We start from the raw sequence: 16976 nt of genomic DNA, 5'->3' as shown, positions 1-16976 counted from the left end.
GCGGCCGACCGGCCCCGGCATTGCTCAATGCTCCACTTTCTCACCCGGGCCGGACGGGCCGGCGCTTTGCGATCCGGTGTCAGGCGCCGGGTCACTCGGCTGCTCGGGCACCAGGGCCTGCACGGGGGCGCTCGCGTCGGTGCCGGGGGCCTCGTTCGCGTCCTCCGGCCCGTCCGCGTCGCCGCCGTCCTGGTGGTTCTCGTCGCTGTCGTCGCCGTCCTCACCGCTGCTGGCGGTGGCGCGCTTGCGCTGGAGGTAGATCCGGATGCCGGCGAGCACCAGCAGCAGTACACCGCCCGCGATCACGAGGATGACCGTCGACGTGATTTCGGTGACATTCACCTCGAACGGCATCTCGGGACCGTAGGGCTGTCCGTCCGGGGTGTACAGCTGGGCCGACACCCACACCGGTCCGTTGGCGTTGGCCGTGGTCCCGAACTTCACGGACTGGCTGTGCCCACCCTCGACATTGACCAGCTGAGGGTCGCTGACCTCCAGGCGGTTGCCCTGGTGGGAGCGGAGGACCAGGCGCAGCTGGACGCCCTGCACCAGGTTGTTCTGCACGGTCACCGGGACGGTCGTGCTCCGCCCGGACAGGGTCATGTTCGTCTTGGGCACCAGGCGCACCTTCCCGGTGAGCCCTGACAGATAGGTCTGCACGGCGTGGCGGAAGGCGCTCGCGTGCTGTGCCTCACCCCGCCACGACGTGGACATCTCCCGCCTGAGCGCGTTCCCGAAGGGGGTGACCACCCGGTACTTGGCGGTGAGGATCCGCTCGAACATGTCGAGCGTGCCCTGGGTCTTCTGCACCTTCTGGAACGCCTCGGTCGGCAGCTCCCGCGCCCGCAGTGCGCGGGGGTACGAGCGGGCGCTGGGCACCCGCTGGGTGGCGTTCGGGTCGGCCTTGGCCTTCACGGCCTGCCCCAGGTCCAGCGGCTGGCTCCACTGCTCGGACAGGCCGTCCAGGGCGGCCGCCATCGCCTGCGCCTGGCTGGTGGTGGGCGTGCGCTGCGGGGCGACGACGATGCTGCGCTGCTTGTCCGGCGCCTGCAGGTTGATCATCTGGCTCTGGGCGAGAAACCTCTGGATGGCGCGGGTCGAGTTCTGCGCCTTGGACATGTCGCCGGTGAAGGCCGTGGACAGCCGTGCGTCCGCGACCACCGCCGTGTTGCCGCCGCCGATCTGGCGGGCCGCGGTGGGGGTGTAGGAGAGGCTGCCGGTCTCCCGGAAGCTGTCGCTGCGGGCGATGACGTTGTGTGCGCCCGCGGAGGTGGCGACGTCGACGATCGAGGAGTCGACCGCACCGTCCACCGGCCAGGCGAAGTCCGTGCGCGGCCGCACCCCGAGGACCGTCTGCACGGTCGTCGAGGCGAGCTCGGTGGCGTCCTGGAGGTGGCCGAGGGCACCGGTGTTCTTGCCCCGGTGGGCGAGCGAGGCGAGATCGGGGTCGGCGAACGGCAGCGCGACCACCTCCTTCCCCTCCACGGCCTTCTGCAGGTCGTCCAGCCACTGTTTGGCGACGGCCTGCCCGTGGCCCGCCGTGGTCCCGTCCCCCTTCTGGACCTCGTACTTCTTGGTCATCGCGTCGACGGTGGCGAGCAGGTCGGGGTCGATCACCCAGGTGATGGGGAGGTTCTTCCCCAGGGTGACCATCTGCTGCAGCCGCCCGCCGGGCGCGAGCTCCTTCGCGAGCCGGTCGTCCCGGAAGATCGGGGTGCGGTCCTCGTCGTTGTCCGTGCGCGCGGTCACATGGGTGGTGGAGATGAGCGGCCACAGATAGGTGAGCCGGGACTTCTCGGCGGGCGCGCTGGACTGCCACGGCAGGAAGGTCCGCTGGATGCCCAGCACCTGCGGCCAGGGGCGGCTGTGGGTCTGGCCGGTGAGGGAGACGCCGAGCTGATAGACGCCGTTCTCCCCGAGGTGCAGCTTGTTCACCGGTATGGAGAGGGTGAAGTCACGGCTGGCGCCGGCGGCCAGCTTGCCGATCTTCTTGGTGTACTTGCCGCCGATCTCGGTGCCGTCGAGACCCTGGCTGTAACCGGTCCGCCGGGCGGCGGTGTCGATCGCGTTGCGGCCGTTGATGGTCGGGCCGACGCGGAGGCCGACATGCGAGCCGGAGATCGCCGCCCTGCTGTCGTTGGTGACGGTCCCGCTGACCGTGAGCGTCTCGCTCTTCTTCGGTGAGGTGGGCGTCAGGGAGGTGATGGAGACGTCCACGGGCCGAGACCCGGCGGCTTTGCCCTCGGCGTGGGCGGCGGGGGCCGCCGGAAGCTGGAGCACGCCCGCGACCATCGGCGCCGCCGCGAGCAGAGCCGCTGTGCGCCGTAGCCATCGTCGGGCGCGAGCGGAAGTCGTCCCCCGGAGGTCTGCCGCATCGGCCACGCGCTCGCCCGTCCCTCGTCGTCAGTGGTCGTCAGTGGTCGTCGCAATGTACGTCCCGGAAATGGTAACGATGCCCGCTGTGGCGAAGTGCTGTGGCGCCCTCCACAAGATCGTTACGGGCTTGGGTCCGCCGATGCCGTGGAGGCTTCGAGGCGCGCGGCCACGTACCCTGTTCTGTTGTGCCGAACGCCAACAATGACAGCCGATCCCCGCAGTCGACCAATGCGCTCAGCCAGGTGCAGCGCCGCGCTGTGGGCGAGCTTCTGCGGGTCTCTCCCGTTGCCGACGATCTTGCCCGCCGTTTTGAGCAGGCCGGGCACAGTCTCGCCCTGGTCGGCGGCTCCGTACGGGATGCGCTGCTCGGTCGTCTCGGTAACGATCTGGACTTCACGACGGACGCCCGGCCGGACGAGGTGTTGAAGATCGTCCGCCCCTGGGCGGACGCCGTATGGGAGGTCGGCATCGCCTTCGGCACGGTCGGCTGCCGTAAGGACAGTTCCCTCGGTAATGGGGCGCAACAGAGCTTCCAGATCGAAATCACAACGTATCGGTCGGAAGCCTATGACCGGACATCCCGGAAGCCCGAGGTGTCGTACGGCGGCTCCATCGAGGAGGACCTGGTCCGGCGCGACTTCACGGTCAACGCCATGGCGGTGGCGCTCCCGCAGAAGGAGTTCATCGACCCGCACAACGGTCTGGAGGACCTTGCCGGGCGGGTGCTGCGTACGCCCGGGACGCCCGAGGAGTCCTTCTCGGACGATCCGCTGCGGATGATGCGCGCCGCGCGCTTCGCCGCGCAGCTGGAGTTCGAGGTGGCTCCCGAGGTGGTCGCCGCCATGAAGGCCATGGCCGACCGTATCGACATCGTCTCGGCCGAGCGCGTGCGTGACGAGCTCAACAAGCTGATCCTCGCCGCGCACCCCCGTAAGGGCCTGCGGCTGCTCGTCGACACCGGGCTCGCCGACTGCGTCCTGCCCGAGCTTCCGGCGCTGCGGCTGGAGCGTGATGAGCATCACCGGCACAAGGATGTGTACGAGCACTCGCTGACCGTGCTGGACCAGGCCATCGGTCTGGAGGCCGACGGCCCCGATCTGGTGCTGCGGCTGGCCGCGCTGCTGCATGACATCGGAAAGCCGAGGACGCGCCGCTTCGAGAAGGACGGCCGGGTCTCCTTCCACCACCACGAGGTGGTGGGCGCGAAGATGGCCAAGTCCCGGATGGCCAAGCTGAAGTACTCCAACGATCTGATCAAGGATGTCTCACGCCTGGTCGAGCTGCATCTGCGCTTCCACGGCTATGGCACGGGTGAGTGGACCGACTCCGCGGTCCGGCGCTATGTGCGTGACGCGGGGCCGCTGCTGGACCGGCTGCACAAGCTGACCCGCTCGGACTGCACCACGCGCAACAAGCGCAAGGCGACGGCGCTGTCACGTGCGTACGACGGGCTGGAGGAGCGCATCGCGCAACTGCAGCAACAGGAGCAGCTGGACGCGATCCGCCCGGACCTGGACGGCAACGAGATCATGAAGGTGCTCGGGATCGCTCCGGGACCCGAGGTCGGCAAGGCGTACAAGCATCTGCTGGAGCTGCGGCTGGAACACGGCCCCATGGAGCGCGATGACGCCGTCGCTGCGCTCAAGGAGTGGTGGGCGGAGCAGCAGCGGGGCTGACGCCTCACGTTTCACGTGAAACATCGACCCGCTGAAGGTGTTGCTGGTCATGTTTCACGTGAAACATGACCAACAGCGCGGTGATCGAGTAGAGCAGGGCCACGCCGATCACCAGAAGGCCCGAATCGCCGTCCGGCGGCAATATCACGGCGGCGACCCCGGCGGCTCCCACGAAGGCGACATTGAACAGCACGTCGTAGAGGGAGAAGATCCGGCCGCGGAACTCATCGGCGATCGCGAACTGCACCACCGTGTCAGTGGCGATCTTGGCGCCCTGGGTGATGAGTCCGAGGACGAAGGCGGCGATCAGCATAGGCGCGGGCTGGAACGCCAGTCCCAGCCCTGGCACCAGAACCGCCGCGCTCCCCGAGCAGACCGTGATCCAGGAGAGCTGGCCGTCCGGACGGGGGGCCACGAGGAGGCGGAGCCGGCCCACCGCCCATGGAGTGATCAACGCCGCCGCGAAGAAACCCGCGCCCGAGACGCCCACGGCGATGCCGAGAAGCGCCAGACCGTCGGAGTCGTTGTCGGCCCAGGCGTAGCGGCAGAGCATCAGCACCATCACCGTGAGCGCGCCGTAACAGAAGCGCATCAGCGTCATCGCGGTCAGGGCCACGGTGGGGTCCCGGCGCTCCAGGAGATGGCGCACTCCGGCGACCAGACCGCGTGCGGTGCTCACCAGGGCCGCACCCAGCCGCGGCTGAAGCGCCGACGGGTCGGGCCCGAGGAGGTCGGGCGCCATCAGGAGCGCGGCGAGCCCGGCGCTGAGGTAGAGCGCGGCGCCCAGCAGGACGACCAGCGCGTCGGAGGAGGCGCCTCCCGGGCCCGAGAGCCGGACGATGAAGGCCAGGGTGCCGCCCGCGGTGGCGGCGAGCGTTCCGGCCGTCGGCGACAGCGCGTTGGCCATGACCAGACGCTCCTGGCTGTCGACGACCCGCGGCAGGGCTGCCGAAAGACCGGCCAGCACAAAGCGGTTGACGGCCGTGACCGACAGAGCGGAGATATAGAAGAGCCACTCCGGCACCTGGCCGAGTACCAGCACGGCGGTGACGACGGCCAGTGCAGAGCGCAGCAGATTGCCGTAGAGCAGCACCTGCCGACGGCGCCAGCGGTCCAGCAGCACCCCGGCGAAGGGGCCCAGGAGGGAGTAGGGGAGCAGCAGCACGGCCATGGCGGAGGCGATGGCCGCGGCGGACGTCTGTTTCTCCGGGGAGAAGACCACATAGGTGGCCAGTGCGACCTGGTAGACGCCGTCGGCCGACTGGGACAGCAGGCGGACGGCCAGAAGATGGCGGAAGTCACGCAGCTTCAGCAGTACGCGGAGATCACGCACAACGGGCATGACGCCACCCTCACACACCACACGGGCCTCCGGGTGTATTACCCGAAGGCCCGTGAGCATGCGCCGAGGATCAGCTCAGGGGCGCGGGGTGTGCCGGCGTCAGCGCTCTACCTCGCCCTTGATGAACTTCTCCACGCTCTCCCGTGCCTCGTTGTCGAAGTACTGCACCGGAGGCGACTTCATGAAGTAGGAGGAGGCCGAGAGGATCGGGCCGCCGATGCCGCGGTCCTTCGCGATCTTGGCGGCGCGCACCGCGTCGATGATGACACCCGCGGAGTTCGGGGAGTCCCACACCTCGAGCTTGTACTCCAGGTTCAGCGGGACGTCGCCGAACGCGCGGCCCTCGAGCCGGACGTAGGCCCACTTGCGGTCGTCCAGCCACGCCACGTAGTCCGACGGGCCGATGTGGACGTTGTCGGCGCCCAGCTCGCGGTCGGGAATCTGCGAGGTGACGGCCTGCGTCTTGGAGATCTTCTTGGACTCCAGGCGCTCGCGCTCGAGCATGTTCTTGAAGTCCATGTTGCCGCCGACGTTCAGCTGCATGGTGCGGTCCAGGATGACGCCCCGGTCCTCGAACAGCTTTGCCAGGACGCGGTGCGTGATGGTCGCGCCGACCTGGGACTTGATGTCGTCACCGACGATCGGCACACCGGCCTCGGTGAACTTGTCCGCCCACTCCTTGGTGCCGGCAATGAAGACCGGGAGCGCGTTGACGAAGGCGACCTTGGCGTCGATGGCGCACTGCGCGTAGAACTTGGCCGCGTCCTCGGAGCCCACGGGGAGGTAGCAGACCAGAACGTCGACCTGCTTGTCCTTGAGGACCTGGACGACGTCGACCGGGGTCTGGTCGGACTCGTCGATGGTCTGGCGGTAGTACTTGCCGAGACCGTCGAGCGTGTGGCCGCGCTGGACCGTCACACCGGTCGACGGGACATCACAGATCTTGATGGTGTTGTTCTCGCTCGCGCCGATCGCGTCGGCCAGGTCCAGGCCCACCTTCTTCGCGTCCACGTCGAAGGCGGCCACGAACTCCACGTCGTTCACGTGGTAATCGCCGAACTGCACATGCATCAGACCCGGGACGCGGGCGTCCGGGTCGGCGTCCTTGTAGTACTCGACGCCCTGCACCAGCGAGGCGGCGCAGTTGCCGACGCCGACGATGGCTACACGAACCGAACCCATTCCGGTTGCTCCCTGTGTGTACTTGACGAAGCCCTGCGGAGTGCAGGGCCTCACTTGGCGGTGTCGTCGGACGGATCCGGCCGGGGACCACCCCGGTGCCGGGGCAGGCCGTCCGTATCTTTTGACTGGTCCTGCGAAGGCGACCGGTGCGGCTCCTGCTCCGGCGTCCGGTCCTGACCGGCGGAGCCGCTGCGCTGGTCGCGCCCGGCCCGCTCGCTCTCGATCAGCTCGTTCAGCCAGCGGACCTCGCGCTCCACCGACTCCATGCCGTGCCGCTGCAGCTCGAGGGTGTAGTCGTCCAGCCGCTCACGGGTGCGGGCCAGGGAGGCGCGCATCTTCTCCAGGCGCTCCTCCAGGCGGCTGCGCCGCCCTTCCAGCACCCGCATCCGTACGTCCCGTGACGTCTGGCCGAAGAAGGCGAAGCGGACGCCGAAGTGCTCGTCCTCCCAGGCGTCCGGCCCGGTGTGGGCGAGGAGCTCTTCGAACCGCTCCTTCCCCTCGGCCGTCAATCTGTAGACGATCTTCGCCCGGCGGCCCGAGAGGGTCGCCGCGAGGGCGTCCTCGGGGGCGCTGCCAGGCTCCTCGATCAACCAGCCGTTGGCGACCAGCGTCTTCAGGCAGGGATAGAGGCTGCCGTAGCTGAACGCCCGGAACACCCCGAGTGAGGTATTGAGGCGTTTGCGCAGCTCATATCCGTGCATCGGGGACTCTCGGAGCAGCCCGAGGACGGCGAACTCGAGGACGCCGGAGCGCCTGCTCATTCCACCACCCCTCCCGACTCCTGGAGTCGCTATGCCGAGCTGATGTATCGACTCGATACATCCAGACGATAGAACCGCGATCCGGGTGGGACAAGAGGGACCACGGTGAACGGCGTCACATCATCAATTCGTGGCACTCAATCTGACGGTTATGGAGTGAAGGTGGCGGGTGGGCGGGTTTTGACCGTGCGTACTCTGTTCGCCATGCAGACCAATGGGAACCATGTGACGCCGCGATGCGTCCTCGTCCCGGATGCAGTGCGTCCGGTTGCCTGGTGCGGCCGGATGGCACATCGGGGGGACCGGAAGCCACCTGCCGCTTTCAGGCGATAGCGCCTGCCCGAGGAGAAGTCGTTCCATGAGCGAGCACCGTCGCAAACCGCCGCAGCCGCAGGGCGGTGGACGAGCCGCGGCCCGGCGCGCCGGACAGCAGTCGTCCGGCCGTCGCGCAGCACCGACGCACAACGCCGCCGAGTCGGGGTCCGCCCCGCACGGCGAAGAGCCTTCCTATGGCAGCCGGGCTGAGGCCCGGCGCGCCGCCCAACGCGGCGGTGGACGCAGACGACCGCCCGAACCGGCCGCCGGTGGCGCGGGCCACGGCGGCCGCGGCGGGGGCCGGCGCGCCGGCGGTCGCGGCCGTGGGGGCGATGAATATCCCGACAAAAAGCGCTTTGTCGACTACCCCCGCGCGGGTAAGTCGGGTTTCCGGCGCTGGGTCCCGTCCTGGAAGCTGGTCACGGGAACCTTCATTTTCTGCTTCGGCGTGCTCATCGCCGCGGTGGCCATCGGGCTGATGGTGGTGCAAGTCCCCTCCGCCCAGGCCGCGTCCCAGACCCAGAAGAACGTCTACTACTGGGGTGACGGCAAGCAGATGGTCGTCTCCGGCGGTGGTGATCTCAACCGCCAGATCGTCCCCCTGAGCAAGATCCCGAAGTCCATGCAGAACGCGGTGATCTCCGCGGAGAACGCCAGCTTCTACGAGGACTCCGGTGTCGACCCGATGGGCGTCGCCCGTGCGGTGGTCAACATGGCCAGGGGCGGCGCGACGCAGAGTGGCTCGACCATCACCCAGCAGTTCGTGAAGAACACCTACCTCGACCAGTCGCAGACGGTGACGCGAAAGGTCAAGGAGCTGTTCATCTCCATAAAGGTCGGCGCGACCAAGGACAAGGACTACATCCTCGCGGGCTATCTGAACACCGCGTACTACGGCCGCGGCGCCTACGGCTGCCAGGCCGCGGCGCGCGCGTACTACGACAAGGACTGCGAGGACCTGACGGCGAGCGAGAGCGCCTTCCTGGCCGCGACGCTCAACGGCCCGAACCTCTACGACCCCAACGGCGGCTACGGTCCCACCGCCACCAAGGCCGCCAACACGGCGCGGGCCAAGGCGCGCTGGTCGTGGATCCTCAAGCGTGAGGCCGCGGTCGGCAGGATGCCCAAGGCCGAGGTCCAGCAGTGGATCGGCAAGGGGTTCCCGGAGCCGAAGAACCCGAAGGTGGCGACGAACAAGCAGGGTCAGATCGGCTATCTCACCGACCTCGCCGACAACTACATCGTCGCGAACACCAACATCAGCAAGTCGCAGCTGGACAAGGGCGGCTATCAGATCCACACCACGTTCGACCGCAAGAAGATCAGCCAGCTGAAGACGGCGGTCGAGAAGGTCAGCAAGAAGAACATCAAGCCGAAACTGCGCGACGTGGACAAATACGTGCAGTTCGGCGGCGCCTCGGTGGAGCCCAAGACGGGCAAGATCCTGGCGATCTACGGTGGCAAGAACGCGCTGGAGCACTATCGCAACAACGCGGACTACACCGGTGTGCAGGTGGGCTCGACATTCAAGCCCTTCGTGCTGGCCGCCGCGATGACCGACGGCGTCCGCGATCCGAAGGGGGGCCGGGAGCAGCCCGCTACCGAGCGCACCCTGGTCTCGCCGAACAGCGTCTACGACGGCGACAACAAGGTGACCCTGCGGGACTACGACGGCACCGTCTGGCACGACAAGGACGGCAAGGAGTGGCACCAGCGGAACGACGGTAACGAGGACAAGGGCCCGATCAGCCTGCGCACCGCGATGCAGTTCTCGGTGAACACCCCGTACATCCAGCTGGGCATGGACGTCGGCACCGACAAGGTGCGGGACGCGGCCATCAGGGCGGGCCTCAGCAAGGAGCAGCTGGCCTCGATCACCCCGACGTTCTCGCTCGGCACCTCGGCGCCCAGCGCCATCCGGCTCGCCGGGGCGTACGCGACCTTCGCGGCCAACGGCAAGCAGGCCGATCCGTACTCGGTCGAGCGGGTCGAGGACAAGAACGGCTCTGTCTACAGCCACAAGGAGCATGCCCAGCTCAAGCAGGCCTTCGCGGCGAACGTGGCGAACAACGTCACGGACGTCCTGCAGAACGTGGTCAAGAAGGGCACCGGCACCTCCGCGCAGATCGACCGTCCGGTGGCGGGCAAGACCGGAACCACCGACCAGAACAAGTCGGCCTGGTTCTCCGGCTACACCCCGCAGCTGTCCACGGCCATCGGCATGTGGCGGGTGAACGACCAGGCCAAGAACCAGGTCTTCAAGCCCATGTACGGGGTGGGCGGCCAGAAGACGATCCACGGTGCGTCGTTCCCGGCCCAGATCTGGTCCGACTACATGCGCGGGGCCATGGCGGGCAAGCCGGTGAAGAACTTCCCGCCGGCCACCCCGATCGGAGACAAGGTCTACGGCGACAACGCGAGCCCGACGCCGACGACCTCGTCGCCGACCCCGACCCCGTCCAAGGAGACACCCTCCGAGACCCCGTCGGAGTCGCCGTCCGAGTCGCCGTCCAGCAGCCCGTCCCCGACGGACACCTGTAACCCGCTGGACTTCAAGTGCAAGGACAACGGCGGAGCCAACGGCAACGGCGGAGCCAACGGCAACGGAGGCACGGACGGCGGCGCCACCACGTCGCCCACGCCGAGCACGGAGCCACCGGGCGGCAACGACGGCGGCGGCATCTTCGGTGGCCCGACAGGGGCCCGCAAGCCCGATTAGTCCACGTAAGCCCGCACACCCACCGCGGCCGTGCCGGAGCGAAACCCGCTCCGGCACGGCCGCCGCCGTATTCCAGGGCCTGTGCGGCCCTGTATGCCTCCTGTGGCCCCCACCCCGGGCCCGTTTACTCTCTCCGGCACGCGGAGGGCTCTCAGCGTCCCCTGGGGCGGTCCTCACACCTCACGCGTGAGGTGTACGGCAGGATGGGCCCATGAGCGTGCGCGAGGACCCACAGGCCCAGCCGGTACGGCCGACCGCCGAGGACTCGGTGGCCGCGGTCGGCAGCGAGCTGATCGGGGGCCCGACCGGGCGGCGGGCACTGCTCGGCATGAGCTGGTGGACCCCGGTGCGGATCATCGCGATCGTCGCCATCGGCATGTTCGCCCTGGGCATGGTGCAGAAGCTGCCGTGCTACGACGGCGCCTGGTTCTCCGGGGCCACCGCCCAGTACACCCACGCCTGCTACTCCGACATACCGCATCTCTACAACGGCCGCGGCTTCGCGATCGACCTGGTGCCGTACTTCGACCGCATACCGGACAGCGTCTCGGGCGGGATGGACTACCTGGAGTACCCGGTCCTCACCGGTCTCTTCATGGAGGTCGCCTCCTGGATGACCCCGCACGGCGGCTCCATCCAGGACCGCGAGCAGACCTACTGGATGGTCAACGCGGGCATGCTGATGGCCTGCACCGCCGTCATCGCCGTCTGCGTGGCCCGTACGCACCGCCGCCGCCCGTGGGACGCGCTGCTCGTCGCCCTGGCGCCGGCCTTCGCGCTCACCGCCACCATCAACTGGGATCTGCTCGCGGTCGCCCTTACGGCCGCCGCCATGCTGACGTGGTCCCGCAGCCGCCCGCTGGCCGCCGGTGTGCTGCTCGGCCTCGCGACGGCCGCGAAGCTCTACCCCGTACTCCTGCTCGGTCCCCTGCTCGTGCTGTGCCTGCGCGCGGGGCGCATGAGGGCCTTCTGGACGGCGATCGGCGGAGCCGTGGCCGCCTGGCTCGTGGTGAACGTGCCGGTGATGCTCACGGGGCAGGGCGGGGGCCTGCACATCCGCGAGGGCTGGAAGACCTTCTACACCTTCAGCCAGGAGCGGCCCGTCGACTTCGGCTCGCTGTGGCTGATCATCTCGCAGCGCACCGGCAACCCCATGGAGGACGTCAACACCTACGCCACCCTCCTGATGGCGCTGGCCTGCGCCGGGGTGGCGGCGCTCGCCCTGTGCGCCCCGCGCCGCCCGCGCCTCTCCCAGCTCGCCTTCCTGATCATCGCGGCCTTCGTCCTCACCAACAAGGTCTACTCGCCGCAGTACGTCCTGTGGCTGATCCCGCTGGCGGCGCTGGCGCGGCCGCGCTGGCGGGACTTCCTGGTGTGGCAGGCCTGCGAGGTGATGTATTTCGTCGGGATCTGGATGTACCTCGCGTACACGGGCAGTGGCGAGCAGCACCGGGGGCTGCCCCCGGAGGGGTACCAGCTGGCGATCGCGCTGCATCTGCTGGGGACGCTGTATCTGTGCGCGCTGGTCGTACGGGACGTGCTGATGCCGGAGCGGGACCCGGTGCGCCGGGACGGGTCGGACGACCCGTCGGGAGGCGTGCTGGACCAGGCCCCGGACGCGTTCGTCCTGGGCGAGGCGCGGCGCGCGGCACGCTACGAGGGCGCGGCGCGGGTGGGCTGGGGCGCCGGCCGGGAGTGAGCTCGGGCGAGCCCCTCCCGGCGACGCGGACTCAGCGGTCGAGCAGCCGGTCGAACTGTGTGGTGGTGTGCCGCAGATGCGCCACCAGTTCGTCCCCCACCTGCGGCGCCGGGACATCACCCGGCACGAACAGGATGGACACCTGCATATGCGGCGGTTCGGCGAACCACCGCTGCTTGCCCGCCCAGACGAAGGGCGAGAGGTTGCGGTTGACGGTCGCCAGACCGGCGCGGGCGACGCCCTTGGCGCGGGGCATCACGCCGTGCAGCGCCTTGGGAGCCTCCAGACCGACGCCGTGTGACGTGCCGCCCGCGACGACCACCAGATGGCCGTCCGAGGCCGCCTTCTGCTGGCGGTAGCCGAAGCGGTCGCCCTTGGCCACGCGCGTGACATCCAGCACCGAGCCCCGGTACTCGGTCGAGTCGTGGTCGCCCAGCCACAGCCGGGTGCCGATGCGCGCGCGGAAGCGGGTCTGCGGGAACTGCTGCTGCAGCCGGGCCAGTTCATCGGCCTTCAGATGGCTGACGAACATGGTGTGCAGCGGCAGTCGCGCCGCGCGCAGCCGGTCCATCCACGCGATGACCTCCTCCACCGCGTCCATGCCGTCCGTGCGGTCGAGGGGGAGGTGGATGGCGAACCCCTCCAGCCGGACGCTCTCTATGGCGGCATGCAGCTTGGGCAGGTCCTCCTCACTGACACCGTGCCGCTTCATGCTGCTCATGACCTCGATGACCACTCGCGCGTTCACCAGGCCGTAGACGCCGTCGACCGACGAGACCGACCGGATCACCCGGTCCGGCAGCGGCACCGGCTCCTCACCCCGGCGGAACGGGGTGAGGACGAGCAGGTCACCGCTGAAGAAGTCCTTCATCCGGGCGGCCTCGTAGGTGGTGCCGACCGCGAGGATGTCGGAGCCGATGCGGGCGGCCTCCTCGGCCAGCCGCTCGTGGCCGAAGCCGTAGCCATTGCCTTTGCAGACCGGGACTATCCCCGGGAACTGCTGGATCACCATCTGCTGGTGCGCCCGCCAGCGCGCGGTGTCGACGTAGAGGGTGAGCGCCATTGACCGGTCCCGGAACCTTTCTCGTTGCCGCGGTGTATTGGAGATATGCAGCGTTTGTGGGGTAGCAGCGATTCGCGGTCAGCGGCGCGACATGTAGATGTCGAGCGCCTTGTGCAGGAGCTTGTTGAGCGGGAAGTCCCACTCACCGAGGTACTCGGCAGCCTGCCCACCGGTGCCCACCTTGAACTGGATCAGGCCGAAGAGATGATCGGTCTCGTCGAGCGAGTCGCTGATGCCGCGCAGGTCGTAGACCGTCGCGCCCAGTGCGTAGGCGTCGCGCAGCATGCGCCACTGCATCGCGTTCGAGGGCCGGACCTCGCGCTTGTGGTTGGCGGAGGCACCGTAGGAGTACCAGACGTGGCCGCCGACGATCAGCATGGTGGCGGCGGCGACGGCTTCGTTCTCGTGCATCGCGAAGTACAGCCGCATCCGGTTGGGGTCCTCGGTGTTGAGGGCCGTCCACATGCGCTGGAAGTAGCTGAGCGGGCGGGGCCGGAAGTGGTCGCGCTCCGCGGTGATCTCGTAGAGCCGCTGCCACTCGGCCAGATGCTCGTAGCCGCCCTGGACGACCTCGACACCGGCCTTCTCGGCCTTCTTGATGTTGCGGCGCCACAGCTGGTTGAAGCCCTTGTGGACATCCTCCAGCGAGCGGTTCGCCAGCGGCACCTGGAAGACATAGCGGGGCTGGACGTCGCCGAAGCCGGCTCCGCCGTCCTCGCCCTGCTGCCAGCCCATCCTGCGCAGCCGGTCGGAGACCTCGAAGGCGCGCGGCTCGATATGGGTCGCCTCGACATCACGCAGCCGCTTGACGTCGGGGTTCTGGATGCCGGACTTGATCGCGGCGGCATCCCAGCGGCGGATCACCACCGGCGGGCCCATCTTCACCGAAAACGCACCCTGCTGCTTGAGGTGCGCGAGCATCGGCCGCAGCCACTCCTCGAGGTTGGGCGCGTACCAGTTGATGACCGGGCCCTCGGGGAGGTAGGCGAGATACCGCTTGATTTTGGGCAGCTGGCGGTAGAGGACGAGGCCGACGCCCACGAGCTGGCCGGTGGCGTCGAACCAGCCGAGATTCTCCGAGCGCCACTCCGCCTTGACGTCAGCCCATGCAGGGACCTGCATGTGGCTTGCCGCGGGCAGGCTCTGGATATACGCCAGATGCTGCTCACGGCTGATCGTCCTCAGGGTCAGGCTCATGCGGGGCGCTCCTCGGCAGGTGTGTCCCCAGGGTCGGGGCTCCGGCTCTCGCGCCGAAGCCTACTGCGACCGGGACGCGCCCCGGTTGGGCCTGGGGTCAACCAGGCCCGGCCGGAATCAGCCCAGCAGGCCGCCGAAGAGCCCTCCGTGCGCCATGCCGAGATAGAAACCGACAGCTGAGGCCCCGAGTCCGATGATCAAAAGGAACCGCTCACCGGTGGTCGCGGACCTCAGCTGACCCCATAGGCCGGTGATCATGCCGATCAGCCCGGTCCATGAGCTGACCAGGTGGAGGCCGGGGAAATGAGCCGTGATGAAGGCGATCACGCCGATCGCCAGGGTGGCCACGGCGATCGTGTTCTCCAGGGGATGCGACTTGCCGTCGGTGTCCAGAAAGGAGAACAAGCCGTGCTGGGATCGTGCTGCCTGCGCCATGAGGCACCTCCAGGAGGCACATAGAGCAAGGCGGCGAACAGTAACGCCGCTCACACCCGATGTGTACAGATTGCGGGCCAAGACGCCCGGATTTCAACTCGGAGGCAGTGGCCGGGTACTGTGTACCGTCTGCGGTGGTGTCTGCACAGGCGCCGTTGCGGAACGCATTACGACCCTCCTGCCACGGAACGACCGTGGCCGCTGAGTCCAAAGGAGGTGGGTTCCACATGCGTCACTACGAGGTGATGGTCATCCTCGACCCCGATCTGGAGGAGCGCGCTGTCTCCCCCCTGATCGAGAACTTCCTTTCCGTTATCCGCGAGGGCAACGGCAAGGTCGAGAAGGTCGACACCTGGGGCCGTCGTCGTCTCTCTTACGAGATCAACAAGAAGCCCGAGGGCATCTACTCGGTCATCGACCTGCAGGCCGAGCCGGCGGTCGTGAAGGAGCTCGACCGCCAGCTGAACCTGAACGAGTCGGTCCTCCGGACCAAGGTCCTCCGTCCCGAGACTCACTGACCGCGTAAGCGATCAGCGGTCATCGGGCCGTATCCCAACGAGTAGCAAGCAGCCCAGCAGTACCCGCCGAGAGGTTCCCCCAATGGCAGGCGAGACCGTCATCACGGTCGTCGGCAATCTCGTCGACGACCCCGAGCTGCGCTTCACCCCGTCCGGTGCGGCGGTCGCGAAGTTCCGCGTCGCGTCCACTCCCCGTACCTTCGACCGGCAGACCAACGAGTGGAAGGACGGCGAGAGCCTCTTCCTCACGTGTTCGGTGTGGCGGCAGGCCGCGGAGAACGTGGCCGAGTCGCTTCAGCGCGGCATGCGCGTCATCGTGCAGGGCCGTCTGAAGCAGCGGTCGTACGAGGACCGCGAGGGGATCAAGCGCACGGTCTATGAGCTGGATGTCGACGAGGTCGGCGCCAGCCTGCGCAACGCCACAGCCAAGGTCACCAAGACCACCGGTCGCGGTGGTCAGGGTGGATACGGCGGCGGTGGCGGCCAGGGCGGTGGCGGCAGCTGGGGCGGCGGCCCCGGCGGCGGCCAGCAGCAGGGCGGCGGTGCTCCGGCCGACGACCCGTGGGCGACCGGCGCTCCGGCCGGCGGCCAGGGTGGCGGCGGTGGCGGCGGTGGCTGGGGCGGCGGCTCCGGCAACTCCGGCGGCGGCTACTCGGACGAGCCGCCCTTCTAGGAGCGGTGCGGTGTTTCACGTGAAACGGGATGTTTCACGTGAAACGGCACCCGGCCTGGTCTGGGCGACCAGCATGAACTTCTTGATCACACTGGAGAGAGACAATGGCGAAGCCGCCTGCTCGCAAGCCTAAGAAGAAGGTTTGCGTGTTCTGCAAGGAGAAGATCTCCTACGTCGACTACAAGGACACGAACCTGCTGCGGAAGTTCATTTCCGACCGCGGCAAGATCCGTGCCCGCCGGGTCACCGGCAACTGCACCCAGCACCAGCGTGACGTCGCCACGGCCGTGAAGAACAGCCGTGAGATGGCGCTGCTGCCCTACACCTCCACCGCGCGATAAGGGAAGGGTGACCGAGTCATGAAGATCATCCTCACCCACGAGGTCTCCGGCCTCGGTGCCGCCGGTGACGTCGTGGACGTCAAGGACGGTTACGCCCGTAACTACCTGGTTCCGCGTGGTCTCGCGATCCGCTGGACCAAGGGCGGCGAGAAGGACGTCGAGCAGATCCGCCGCGGTCGTCGCATTCGCGAGATCGCCACGATCGAGCAGGCCAATGAGGTCAAGACGCAGCTCGAGGGCGTCAAGGTGCAGCTGAAGACCCGCGCCGGCGACGCCGGCCGGCTGTTCGGCTCCGTCACCCCGGCCGACATCGCCTCGGCGATCAAGGACGCGGGTGGCCCCGACGTGGACAAGCGCCGTATCGAGGTGCAGTCGCCGATCAAGACCCTGGGCGCGCACCAGGTCTCGATCCGTCTGCACCCCGAGGTTGCCGCCAAGGTTGGCGTCGAGGTCGTCGCCGCCTGACGGTGACGGCAGCGTTCGGCACGGAGGGCCGCACCCCTGTGGGATGAGCATCCCCTGTGGGTGCGGCCCTCCGTCGTGTCTCGCTCATCGCCTCGCTTGTCGCCCTGAGTAGGCCCGGGCTGTCGCCCTGAGTAGGCCCGGGCTGTCGCCGGAGGCCGGGGTGTCGCCGGAGGCCGGGGTGTCGCCGGAGGCCGGGGTGTCGCCGGAGGCCCGG

The 16976-nt window shown here is 68.4% G+C and carries 14 protein-coding genes; 7 read left to right on the top strand and 7 right to left on the bottom strand.

The window, feature by feature from the left end:
- Positions 1–24: 24 nt before the first annotated feature.
- On the bottom strand, positions 25–2382 hold the full coding sequence (locus tag ABZU99_RS22070) for a DUF6049 family protein (protein WP_355943072.1): 2358 nt from the start codon (positions 2380–2382) through the stop codon (positions 25–27).
- Positions 2383–2561: 179 nt separating this feature from the next.
- On the opposite strand from ABZU99_RS22070, the gene ABZU99_RS22065 reads away from it, so the two are divergent.
- Positions 2562–4052 (top strand): CCA tRNA nucleotidyltransferase, encoded by a 1491-nt coding sequence (locus ABZU99_RS22065; protein ID WP_355943074.1) that lies wholly within the window; start codon positions 2562–2564, stop codon positions 4050–4052.
- Positions 4053–4056: 4 nt separating this feature from the next.
- Here the strand turns inward: ABZU99_RS22065 and ABZU99_RS22060 are convergent, their stop codons facing one another.
- The 3 genes from ABZU99_RS22060 to ABZU99_RS22050 form a co-directional block, all read right to left on the bottom strand.
- Positions 4057–5394 carry an MFS transporter gene (locus tag ABZU99_RS22060; protein WP_355943077.1) on the bottom strand — a complete coding sequence of 446 codons (1338 nt, stop codon included), beginning with the start codon at positions 5392–5394 and terminating at the stop codon, positions 4057–4059.
- Between the two features lie 99 nt (positions 5395–5493).
- Positions 5494–6576 (bottom strand): inositol-3-phosphate synthase, encoded by a 1083-nt coding sequence (locus ABZU99_RS22055; protein ID WP_355943080.1) that lies wholly within the window; start codon positions 6574–6576, stop codon positions 5494–5496.
- Positions 6577–6626: 50 nt separating this feature from the next.
- Positions 6627–7337 (bottom strand): PadR family transcriptional regulator, encoded by a 711-nt coding sequence (locus ABZU99_RS22050; RefSeq protein ID WP_356227948.1) that lies wholly within the window; start codon positions 7335–7337, stop codon positions 6627–6629.
- 358 nt (positions 7338–7695) lie between these two features.
- On the opposite strand from ABZU99_RS22050, the gene ABZU99_RS22045 reads away from it, so the two are divergent.
- A complete protein-coding gene (locus ABZU99_RS22045) occupies positions 7696–10371 on the top strand; it encodes a transglycosylase domain-containing protein (RefSeq protein ID WP_355943086.1) in 2676 nt (891 codons plus the stop codon).
- 211 nt (positions 10372–10582) lie between these two features.
- On the top strand, positions 10583–12070 hold the full coding sequence (locus tag ABZU99_RS22040; RefSeq protein ID WP_356046726.1) for a glycosyltransferase 87 family protein: 1488 nt from the start codon (positions 10583–10585) through the stop codon (positions 12068–12070).
- Positions 12071–12101: 31 nt separating this feature from the next.
- Here ABZU99_RS22040 and ABZU99_RS22035 read toward each other — a convergent pair whose 3' ends face one another.
- The 3 genes from ABZU99_RS22035 to ABZU99_RS22025 form a co-directional block, all read right to left on the bottom strand.
- The gene (locus ABZU99_RS22035; protein WP_355943091.1) at positions 12102–13133 is read right to left on the bottom strand and encodes an alanine racemase; all 1032 of its coding nucleotides are present in this window, start codon (positions 13131–13133) and stop codon (positions 12102–12104) included.
- Positions 13134–13211: 78 nt separating this feature from the next.
- Positions 13212–14330, bottom strand: coding sequence for a peptidoglycan bridge formation glycyltransferase FemA/FemB family protein (locus tag ABZU99_RS22030; RefSeq protein WP_355943093.1), 1119 nt, complete (start codon positions 14328–14330; stop codon positions 13212–13214).
- A 117-nt stretch (positions 14331–14447) separates the two neighbouring features.
- On the bottom strand, positions 14448–14765 hold the full coding sequence (locus ABZU99_RS22025) for a hypothetical protein (RefSeq protein ID WP_355943095.1): 318 nt from the start codon (positions 14763–14765) through the stop codon (positions 14448–14450).
- 227 nt (positions 14766–14992) lie between these two features.
- Between ABZU99_RS22025 and rpsF the strand changes: the two genes are divergently transcribed.
- The 4 genes from rpsF (at position 14993) to rplI (ending at position 16762) form a co-directional block, all read left to right on the top strand.
- Positions 14993–15283 (top strand): 30S ribosomal protein S6, encoded by a 291-nt coding sequence (rpsF, locus tag ABZU99_RS22020; RefSeq protein ID WP_009716508.1) that lies wholly within the window; start codon positions 14993–14995, stop codon positions 15281–15283.
- An 82-nt stretch (positions 15284–15365) separates the two neighbouring features.
- A complete protein-coding gene (locus ABZU99_RS22015; protein ID WP_355943096.1) occupies positions 15366–15956 on the top strand; it encodes a single-stranded DNA-binding protein in 591 nt (196 codons plus the stop codon).
- Positions 15957–16060: 104 nt separating this feature from the next.
- On the top strand, positions 16061–16297 hold the full coding sequence (gene rpsR / locus ABZU99_RS22010; protein WP_003978893.1) for a 30S ribosomal protein S18: 237 nt from the start codon (positions 16061–16063) through the stop codon (positions 16295–16297).
- Between the two features lie 18 nt (positions 16298–16315).
- Positions 16316–16762 carry a 50S ribosomal protein L9 gene (gene rplI / locus ABZU99_RS22005; protein ID WP_355943098.1) on the top strand — a complete coding sequence of 149 codons (447 nt, stop codon included), beginning with the start codon at positions 16316–16318 and terminating at the stop codon, positions 16760–16762.
- The last annotated feature ends 214 nt before the right edge of the window (positions 16763–16976 follow it).

It is taken from the genome of Streptomyces sp. NPDC005266, from assembly GCF_040607655.1.
In the GTDB taxonomy this organism is placed as follows: domain Bacteria; phylum Actinomycetota; class Actinomycetes; order Streptomycetales; family Streptomycetaceae; genus Streptomyces.
The sequence above is the reverse complement of the archived record's forward strand: the minus strand, read 5'-3'. Positions and strand labels throughout refer to the sequence as shown.